The 10,193-nt window shown below is 63.0% G+C and carries 6 protein-coding genes; 4 read left to right on the top strand and 2 right to left on the bottom strand.

Annotation, left to right across the window (positions count from 1 at the left end; all coding sequences use genetic code 11):
• Positions 1 to 140 precede the first annotated feature (140 nt).
• Complete coding sequence (locus tag BUB62_RS10550) at positions 141 to 1,181, bottom strand: phytanoyl-CoA dioxygenase family protein (RefSeq protein ID WP_073109652.1); 1,041 nt, start codon at positions 1,179 to 1,181, stop codon at positions 141 to 143.
• Positions 1,182 to 1,559: 378 nt separating this feature from the next.
• Here BUB62_RS10550 and BUB62_RS10545 point away from each other — a divergent pair, with 378 nt between their 5' ends.
• From BUB62_RS10545 to BUB62_RS10530, 4 genes are all read left to right on the top strand, one after another.
• Positions 1,560 to 4,655 carry a sensor histidine kinase gene (locus BUB62_RS10545; RefSeq protein ID WP_073109649.1) on the top strand — a complete coding sequence of 1,032 codons (3,096 nt, stop codon included), beginning with the start codon at positions 1,560 to 1,562 and terminating at the stop codon, positions 4,653 to 4,655.
• Positions 4,656 to 4,790: 135 nt separating this feature from the next.
• Positions 4,791 to 5,444 carry a response regulator gene (locus tag BUB62_RS10540; RefSeq protein ID WP_073109647.1) on the top strand — a complete coding sequence of 218 codons (654 nt, stop codon included), beginning with the start codon at positions 4,791 to 4,793 and terminating at the stop codon, positions 5,442 to 5,444.
• 476 nt (positions 5,445 to 5,920) lie between these two features.
• Positions 5,921 to 6,715, top strand: coding sequence for a 3'-5' exonuclease (locus BUB62_RS10535; protein WP_084538982.1), 795 nt, complete (start codon positions 5,921 to 5,923; stop codon positions 6,713 to 6,715).
• A gap of 416 nt (positions 6,716 to 7,131) precedes the next feature.
• Positions 7,132 to 8,484 carry an OmpA family protein gene (locus tag BUB62_RS10530; RefSeq protein ID WP_073109646.1) on the top strand — a complete coding sequence of 451 codons (1,353 nt, stop codon included), beginning with the start codon at positions 7,132 to 7,134 and terminating at the stop codon, positions 8,482 to 8,484.
• 211 nt (positions 8,485 to 8,695) lie between these two features.
• On the opposite strand, the gene BUB62_RS10525 is transcribed toward BUB62_RS10530, so the two are convergent.
• Positions 8,696 to 10,090 (bottom strand): NADH-quinone oxidoreductase subunit N, encoded by a 1,395-nt coding sequence (locus BUB62_RS10525; RefSeq protein WP_073109643.1) that lies wholly within the window; start codon positions 10,088 to 10,090, stop codon positions 8,696 to 8,698.
• Between the last annotated feature and the right edge of the window lie 103 nt (positions 10,091 to 10,193).

Genomic DNA, 10,193 nt, shown 5'->3' with positions numbered 1-10,193 from the left:
CCCGCTATGACAAAACCGTCGTTTCCTTTCTCGCCTTTTGGCATGTTGCCGCTGCCATCGACTGGCTCCGGTAATAATTGTCCTCACACTCTAGCGCTGGGAACATTATTGAAGCTGCATCTGCCTCGGCATCAGTGTAATCACAACCAAGCCTTATTTTCCTTGAAATCAACCGGGTACATGTTGATGTACTGCACGATGCGCGGGTAGGTGCCGCGGTTGGGGCTGCTGCCGTGGGGCAGCAAGTGGTGCCAGATTACGAAGTCGCCGGCCTGGGCGGCAATGGGCACGGCCCGCGCGTCGAGGTTCACCCGGCGCGGGTCGGTGCCGGCGGGCAGGGCGGCCAGCCAGCCTTCCAGCTCGCGGTGGAAGCCGGGCACGCAGCAGAACGCGCCCTGCTCGGCGGAGGTGTCGCAGAGGTAGAGCAGGCCTTGGGTGCCGAAGTGGAAAGGCGGTTCCAGACTCACATCCCAGTGCAGATGGGGGCCCTGGAAAGGAAGATTTCGAGTTTCGGGCGGGTTGAAGCTGGTGCGGTCAGTGGTCGTCCACAGGTCGGCCGTTTGCCAGAGCTGAGCAAAGGCCTTCTGAATACGGGCCGCCTGACGGTTGGCCCGCAGGGTAGGGTGGTGGTAGAAGTTCATCATGATGCCCTGGCCAATGGGCTGTTCGTACCAGGTTGCCGGCTCGTGCGGGTCCATGCCCAGCTCGTTCCACACGGCCTGCTCCGTAGCCTGCGCCTGTTCCCGCGGTACTGCCCCGCGCACGATGACGTAGCCGTTTTCGGCCCAAAACCGCAGGTCGTCGGGGCTCAGCACGTCGGCGCTGGTTTCCAGAATGCGCAAATGCTCCCGAAGCGCGGGGCTGTAGGGCTGCCCGGTGAAGAGACTGTTAAGCCGTTCCACCTGGTGCGGGTCGAGCCAGCCGCTATTCCTAGCCAGAATCCATTGCTCAAACTCCTCGAAGCTGGGGGTGACCTGCAACAGGTAGCGTAGCGTTTCTTGCAGCGGTAGGCCCAGCCCGTTCAGCAGAATATTATCGAAGCGCCAGTCGGTTTCGGCGGGCTCAGTAGCCTGTCCGGCCCGCTGGGCTAGTTGCTGCGCCCAGAAGCGCTTCAGGTGCCGGACACCAAGCTGACCCGTTTCTGCGGAGCTGACGGGAGTGGAAAGGAGGAATTCGCCCATTGGCTTTTCGTAGGAGTGGTTGCAGGCTGAGGCGGGGTGCTTCGGCAGAGCAAGTTATTGAAATATGGGCGTCGAAAGCTTGTTTGCTGAGTGTTGGAGCCTGTTTTTTCGGCGTGAATAGAGCCCTGGCGCTGGGGCTGGCTTGTGGCTGGTCTTGGGACTAAAAATTCGGCTGGCCACCGACCCGCAGTCTCCCGGCCACCGGCAGAAACAGCCGTTGCAGTCCGGCCTGACCGTTTGGCTAGGCAGCCAACAAGTGGGCAGGCTGAGCGGCTCTGGCGGCAGTAGTGAGCGGAAAAGCAGGAAATTCCTAGGTTGCGGCCCCGGTACGCTCTCTTGGCTGTCAGGCCCGCCGGAGTGGTGTTCTTCCCTTATCTCATGACCAAGTTACTCGCTGTGTGGCTGCGTTTGGCAATGCTCGGGCTGCTCTGCGGCCTGCTGGGGCGGCCCGGTGCGGTAGCCCAGCCCGCTCCCACGCTCACGTTTCGCACGCTTTCCAGCGCCCACGGACTATCGGAAAACAGCGTGCACTGCATGGCGCAGGACCGGCGCGGCTTTCTGTGGCTGGGCACCCAGGATGGCCTGAGCCGCTACGACGGCACCCAATTTCGCGTATTCCGCCACGATCCGCAGCAGCTGGGCAGCCTGAGCAGCAACTACGTTCTGGCCCTGGCCCTCGACCAGCAGGGGCGGCTGTGGGTGGGCACCGGTGGCGGCCTGGGCTGCTATAATCCCCTCACCGAACGCTTCCGCACCTTTCTGCACCACCCCGACAGCAGCGGCAGCCTCGCCGATAACTTCGTGCGGGCCGTATTCGGCGACCGGCAGGGGCGGCTGTGGGTAGGCACCGAAGGCGGCCTGCAGCGTTTCGACCCCCAGACCGGCCGGTTTCAGCTTTTCCGCCCCCGGCCCGCTCCCCCGCAGGACGCCCACCTCAACTCCATCCGCGCCATTGCCCAGGACCGGCAGGGGCGGCTGTGGGTGGGTACGGGGGCGGGCCAGCTCAGTCAGGTGAACCCGGCCGCGGGCACCCTGGAGCCCGCGGCCCGCTGGGTGGCCGGCAGTGCCATCACGGCGCTGTGCGCCGATACCCGCGGCGGCTTGTTGTGGGTGGGCACCGAAGCCCACGGCCTCGCCCTGCTGCCCGCCGACGGCGGTGCGCCGCGCTTTTTTCGGCCCCAGCCCCAGGTGCCGGCGAGTTTGCCCGGCAACATGGTGCGGGCCATCTGGCAGGATGCGCGGGGCCGGCTCTGGGTGGGCACCAACAACGGGTTGGCCCGCTATGAGCCCGTTACGGCTTCTTTCTATACTAGTCGGCACCAGCCTGGTGTGCCCCAGTCGCTGGCCGACGACGTGGTGCTGAGCCTGTTTCAGGACCGCTCGGGGCTGCTGTGGGCGGGCACCGAAGGCGGCCTGAGCACCTTTGAGGGCCGGCCCGGCGCTTTCCGGCCAGTGCCCGGCGCTGGCCCCGCGGCCGGCCCGGTGTGGGCGGTGAGCGAAGACCGGCAGGGCCGCGTGTGGGTGGGCACCGAAACCGCCGGGCTGGTGTGCTACGACCCGGCCACCAACCGCAGCACCCGGTTTCGGCACGACCCGCAAGACCCCGGTAGCCTGAGCGAAGACTTCGTGCGGGCGCTGTGCTTCGATGCGCGGGGCCGCCTCTGGATTGGCACCCAAAGTCAGGGCCTCGACTGCCTGGAGCCTGGGGCCAGCCGCTTCCGCCACTACCGGCACGCGGCCGGCCAGCCCAGCTCCCTCGCCGACGACTTCATCCGCTCCATTTCCTCCGACCGTCAGGGCCACCTCTGGATTGGCACCGAAGGCGGCCTGACGCGCCTGGAGCCCGACGCGGGGCGCTTCACCACGTTTCGGCAGCGGCCCAACGACCCGCGCAGCCTCAGCAACAACTTCGTGCGGGCCGTGCTCCAGGACCGGCGCGGGCAACTGTGGGTAGGCACCGGCGGCGGCGGGCTCTGCCGCTTCAATCCCGTTACCGGCCGGTTCACCACGTTCCGGGCCGATGCCCGCGTGCCTGGCGGCCTGAGCAGCAACTTTGTGCGCTGCCTGCTGGAAGACCACGCGGGCCGGCTCTGGGTGGGCACCGAGGGCGGCGGCCTGTGCCGCCTCGATGATGCCGCGGCCGGCCGCTTCACCACGTTCCGCGAGACCCAGGGCTTGCCCAACGACGTGGTGTATGGCATTGTGGAAGATGAGCAGCATACGCTGTGGCTTTCCACCAACGAGGGCCTGGCCCGCTTCCGGCCCGCCACTGGCCAGTTTCACACCTTCGACGTGCGCGACGGCCTGCCCCACAACGAGTTCAATGCCGGCGCGTACGGCCGGGGCCACGACGGGCAGCTGTATTTTGGGGGGCAGATGGGGCTGGTGCGCTTCTGGCCCGCGGCCGTGCGCACCAATGCCGTGCCGCCGGTGGTAGTGCTCACCGGGTTTCGCAAGTTCAACCAGCCCGTGGCCCTGGATACCAGCATCACGGAGCGGCGCAGCGTGGTGCTGGGGCCCAAAGACTACTTCTTCTCGCTCCAGTTTGCGGCGCTCGATTTTCGGCTGCCCGACAAGAACCGCTACGCCTATAGGCTCGAAAACTTCGACCCTGACTGGGTGCAGGCCGGGGCCCGGCACGAGGCCACCTACACCAACCTCGACCCCGGCACCTACACGTTTCGGGTGCGGGCCGCCAACAACGACGGCGTATGGAACCCGCGCGGGGCGGCGCTGGTGGTGGTGGTGCAGCCGCCGTGGTATGGCACCTGGTGGTTCCGCATATTGGCCAGTTGGACGGTGTTTGGGGTACTGTTTCTGCTGTACCAGCTGCGCATCCGGCAGGTGCTGGCCCTGGAGCAGGTGCGTCACAACATTGCCCGCGACCTGCACGACGACATGGGCTCCACGCTCAGCAGCATTTCCATTCTGAGCCAGATTGCCCGCAACCACCAGCGCCAGCACCGCCCCGAGCAGGCCGCGGCCGTGCTGGAGCAGATCGGGGAAAGCTCGCACCGAATGCTGGATGCCATGGACGACATCGTGTGGACCATCAATCCCGCTCACGACTCGCTGGCCGACGTGATGGCCCGCATGCGCGGCTTTGCCTCCGATGTGCTCGAAGTCCGCGGCATCGACCTGCACTTCCGCACCGACCCCTCGGTGGCGGGCCTGAAGCTGACGATGCGGGCCCGCCGGGAGTTTTTTCTGCTGTTTAAAGAAGCCGTGAATAACCTCGCCAAATACGCGCAGTGCCAGCAGGCCACCATTGCCCTGACCTACGAGCAGCGCCGCCTCGTGCTGCTGGTGCAGGACGACGGCATCGGCTTCGACCCTGCCGGCCCGGCCCAGGGCGGGGGCAATGGCCTGACCAACATGCACGCCCGCGCCGCCGCCCTGCACGGGCAGCTCACCATTTGCACCGCGCCCGGTCAGGGCACCACGCTACGCCTGAGCATTCCGCTGAAAAGCTAGCCCGTGGGCCTGTAGATCGGTTTTTTCGCCCTGCCAACCGCGCTGCTCCCCTTGGCCGCGTCACATCATCATGTGACGTTAGGCGGCCGGATAAACCCGTAACTTAAAGCGTTTTACCGGCCTTTTATTCTGCTTATGCCCACTCCGACGCGCGTGCTGCTGTATGAAGACAACCCGGACCTGCGCGCCAGCCTGAGCCAGCTGCTGGCCGGCTCGCCGGACTTGCAGGTGGTAGGAGCGCTGGGGCATTGCCGGCAGGCCGTGGCCGATGTGGAGCGCCTCGCGCCCGATGTCATTCTGATGGATATCGACATGCCCGGCATGACGGGTATTGAGGGCTTGCGCCGCATCAAAGCCGTTGCGCCCCAGGTAAATGTGGTGATGCTGACTGTGTTCGAGGACAATGACCGGGTGTTTGAGGCCATCTGCGCCGGGGCCGATGGCTACCTGCTCAAGAAAACGTCGCCCATCCGGCTGCTCGATGCCATTGGGGAAGTGCGGCTGGGCGGGGCCCCCATGACCCCCGGTATTGCCCGGCAGGTGTTGCGCCTGTTTCCGCGCTCCAAAGCCCCAGTGCTGGCCAATGAAGAGCCCGTGGGCCACCTGAGCGCCCGCGAGCAGGAAGTATTGGGCCTGCTGGTGGAGGGCTACAGCTACAAGATGATTGCTGCCGACCGCGGTATCAGCATCGACACGGTGCGCTCCCACATCAAAAAAATCTACGAGAAGCTGCACGTGCGCTCCATGACCGAAGCCGTGTCCAAAGCGCTGCGCCAGGGCCTCACCTGAGGTACGGTTGAGATTGTCACATCATCATGTGATTGTGCCAGCCCGGATAAAAGCGCACCTTTAGTACGACCAATGACCCCGGCGGCTCCGCTTCGGCGGACGGTATCCGGAGTCACTGGATTTCCCGCCAATCGTCTGTCGCCATGCCCAAGCCGCGCCGCCAATTGCTCTTGATGATGATGGGACTCTGGCTCACCGGCCGTCCGGCCCTGGCCTGAGCCCGTCGCTCTCAGCCCTGCCGCTGCTCCGCAATTTCCGCGTACGCGCTGCCCCGGTATTGCCCGACAGGCACTCCGCCCGCCCCCGGCCCGCATAGGCCGAAGGCGGGCGGTTTTTTGGACTAACCCGACGGTTATCCTTCGCAGGCGTACGCCAGATGAAGGATGACCGTCGGGGAAATTTAGTGCCCTCTCCCGCCTCCTAAGCCTTTGAATAGTCTATCTTCGGTTTCTGAAGACCGATTACACTGCCGCGCTATGCAGATTCTGCACAAAACTCCCCTCGATCAGCTTTTCGTACTCGACATTGAAACGGTGCCCTGCGTGGGCTGCCACGATGAGCTGAACGACATGCTGCGGCTGCTGTGGGAGCACAAATGCCACGCGCTGCGCCGCGAAAAAGGCTGGACTTCCAACCGCACCGACGTGGAAGAAATGCCTTCGTATCTGGAAGCCGCCACGCTGTTTGAGCAGGCCGGTATTTATGCCGAATTTGGCCGCGTGGTGTGTATTTCGGTGGGTTGCTTCACCTTCGATAAGCAGGAGGAGCAGTGGCGCTTCCGGGTAAAAAGCTTCGCCGACCACGACGAGCCGACCATGCTGCGCGAGTTTTCGGCGCTGCTGGCTCGCAAGCCCAACTTCCTGCTCTGCGCCCACAACGGCAAGGAATTCGACTTCCCGTACCTGGGCCGCCGTCTGCTCATCAACGGCCTGCCGCTGCCCCCGCAGCTCGATATTGCCGGCCGCAAGCCCTGGGAAGTAGCCCACATCGACACGATGGAGCTGTGGAAATTCGGCGACCGGAAATCGTACACGTCACTGTCACTTCTGGCAGCCATGTTCAACATTCCGACCCCCAAAGACGACATCACTGGTGCCGACGTGGCGCGAGTATATTACACGGATAAGGATCTGCCCCGCATCGTCCACTATTGCCAGAAAGATATTATCACCACGGCCCGGCTGGTGCAGAAATTCCGGGGCGAAGTGCCGTTTGGCGATGACGCGGTGATTTATTCCGATGCGGTAGGGGCCATGATGCGGCGGGTGTAGAGCCGACTTGATAACTCCAATTGCGTAGTAGAAGAGGCGAGCCCCAGCGGGGCGGCATATCGGTAGATAATCGGGAGCAAGCAAGGCCCAAAGCCCCAGCGGGGCGACACAATCTGTCCAACGATTGGTGTCGCCTCGCTGGAGCTTTCGCATGAATTATCTACTTCTTCCTACCGATATGTCGCCCCGCTGGGGGTTTGGGCCTCGCTTGTTCCTGGTTGAGGTTTGCTAAACAGCCTCACAAGCTCCCGGAAGCTGGCCAGCCAGCCACTGCTTCGGCCACTTGGGTTGGCTATGGTGTTGGCTGTCATCTGTTTCTATTGCAAGAAATAATCTGTGGCCTATTTCGAATCATATTATTATTTATTTAAAAATTAGTATTATTACTTAAACGTACACGTGTAAACCTTACAGATATGCAAGAGAACCTGCTGGAAGAAGTTGAAACGTACTTTACGGCTGATACCGTAAGTCAGGCTAGCGCCGTGGTGGGAGAGAATGAGCGGGGAGTTGGGAGAGCTTTGGCTAAGATCATTCCGCTGGTTCTGAGCACTTTCATCGACCGGGCCGAGCGGCCGGGCGGCGTGGAAGCCCTCTGGACGCTGGCTGACGAAGCCACCGATTACGGCGGCTTCCAGGAGCTGCTCACCGCCGACCGCCTCAAGCGCCGCACCGAGCTGATGCGCGGGCTGCTGGGCGAAGACTACGCGCCTACCGTGCGCCGCCTCGCCGAGGCGGCCCGACTGAAATCATCGTCGGTGGAGAGCTTGCTCAGCATGGCGGCGCAGGCCGTATTGCAGAGCCTGGGCACCTACGCCCACGAAAAAGCCCTGAGTGCCGACGACCTGTTTGCGTGGCTGGAAGGGCAGAAAGCCAGCATCATGAGTGCGCTGGCGCTGAATACTGCTCCGGCCGCGGTTCCTGGGCCCGCCCCGGTGCCGTCGCCCTTTGTTCGCCCGGCTGGGCCTGTGCCGCCCGCGGCGGCCGCGCCCGCGCCTGCCCCCGTGCCCGCCACCGACTGGGCCAGCACCACGGGAGCTAATCCGTATTATCCGCCGGCGGCGGGCTCAGCTTACCCAACCGTAACGCTACGGTGGATGCTGCTGCTGCTGCTCATCATGGCCGGAGCCGTGCTGGAGTATCTTTTCGTGCGAAACCGCCTGAGCAACAACGCCGCGGAAACCCCCGCGGCGGCACTAGCCGCGCCGGCTCCGGCCGCGCCCCGGCCCGTGCCTACCGCCGGCGCGGGCACCGAGGGCCGCTACGATGCCAGCAGCGGCAACTACATCTACGACCCCGGCCGGCCCATCAACCTCACGCTCATCGATGGCACCACCCAAACGGTAGGCGTAAACTCGACCGAAAATCGGCTATATACCTTCCTAGCCGATCAGTCCATCCAGGTTGATTCCATCAACCGCACCAAGGGCTGGATTAACTTCGACCGGGTGTACTTCGATGCCAAAAAAGCTACGCTCACCGATGAGTCGCGCAGCCAACTGCGCAACGTGGCCAGCATTCTGAAAAGCTTCCCGACGGCCCGCGTCAAGATCGGGGGCTACACGGATATTACGGGCAATGTGCTGGCTAATCTGAAGCTGAGCGAAGCCCGCGCCAACGCCGCTATGGCCGAGCTGGTGGCCATGGGCATCGACCTGAACCGCGTGGAAGCCAAAGGCTACGGCGGCAAGCACGGCGTAGCCGACAACGCCACGCCCGTGGGCCGCGCCCTGAACCGCCGCATCAGCATCCGCGTGACGCGAAAGTGAGCTGTTGGGGCGTTTTCCTGGTGAAAACCTGGTAAACCCGGTCATGCTGAGCAAAGTCGAAGCATCTCTACCGCTTCGTGAAGTTACTAATCAGCCGAAGCGGTAGAGATGCTTCGACAAGCTCAGTAGGACGTGCCTACATTCTATTGAAAACGAAGAAAGAGCGGCTTGCGGGCCGCTCTTTCTTCGTTTATCAGGTTTTGGCCAGTGCCTACATCACCTCGCTCAGCAGGCCCGGCATGATGCCCAGCACGAACGTCAGCACGGCCAGCACTACCAGAATGAACGACTGGAACGGACTGACGGCAACCGGCTCCGTCATGTCTTCTTCCGCTGGGCGCATGTACATGGCAATGACGGGGCGCAGGTAGTAATAAATGCTCACCATCGACATGAGCAGAGCGAAAATCACCAGGCCGGTGTAGCCCTTGTCCATGGCCGCGCCGAAGATGAAGAACTTGCCGAAGAAACCCCCGGTGAGCGGAATACCCGCCAGCGAGAGCATGGCTACCGTAAACACGAAAGCCAGCAGCGGATTGGTCTTAGCCAGGCCGTTGAAGCTGGCGTAGTCCTCGCGCTGGCGCTGGTCTGATACCAATTTTAGCACCCCAAAAGCGGCCACGGTAGCCACCGAGTAGGCCAGGGAGTAGAAGAAGATGCCGTTGGCGGATAGCTTGCCGTTCAGGGCCACCAGGCCGATGAACAGGTAGCCGGCGTGGGAGATGCTGGAATAAGCCAGCATCCGCTTGATGCTAGTCTGGGCCACCGCGCCCACGTTGCCGACGAGCAGCGTGAGCACCGTAATGGCCATAATGGTCGGAATCCAGAAGCTTTCGGCCCCGCCAAAAGCCACCATCAGCAGCTTGAAGAAAGCGGCGAAACCGGCGGTTTTCACCACCGTGCTCATGAAGGCGGTGAAGAACGTGGGCGTGCCCTCGTACACGTCGGGCGTCCAGTAGTGGAAGGGCGCGGCCGATACTTTGAAGCTGATGCCGATGAACATCAGCAGCATGCCGATGTAGAGCATAGGGCGGAAGGAGGCGTTGGCGGGCTGCACCACGGCCCCGGCAATGTCGATCAGGCTAAACGCGCCGGTAGCGCCATACACTAGAGCGATGCCGAAAAGCAGGATGCCGGTGGCGAAGGAGCCCATCAGGAAGTACTTCAGCGCGGCCTCGTTGGAGCGCACGTTGCGCTTGTCGGAGCCGGCCACCACGTACATCGACACGCTCAGGATTTCGATACCCACGAACAGCATCAGCAGGTTGTCGTAGCTAACCATCATGATGGCGCCCACGAGCGAGAACAGCAGCAGGGAGTAGTACTCGGCCAGGTTTTCCTGGCCGTCGCGCACGTATTTCTGGGAGAAGGGAATCAGCAGCAGCGTCGTCAGGGTCACGATGCCGGTGAAGGCCACCGAGTACCGGTCGATGGTGAGCATGTTGCTGAAGTAGGAGTGTGGGGCGGCATTCCAGTCGTAAAGGTTGGCCCCGAACACGAGGGCCAGGATGACCATGGCGGCCGGCAGCAGAATCTTGTTGGAGCGCAGAAAGCCCAGGAACAGATTGATGATACCAAAGACGGAGAGCAGAATGATAGAAGTCATGTTCTGGGTGACCCCTCCCCCCGGCCCCCTCCCCAAAAGGGAGGGGGAGCCAGACGAATGTGGGCGTTAGATTAGGTATCTAAGCTCTTGCTTGATGAGCTGC

The organism is Hymenobacter daecheongensis DSM 21074 (assembly GCF_900141805.1).
Classification (GTDB): domain Bacteria; phylum Bacteroidota; class Bacteroidia; order Cytophagales; family Hymenobacteraceae; genus Hymenobacter; species Hymenobacter daecheongensis.
This window is presented reverse-complemented; position numbering and strand designations above follow the sequence as displayed.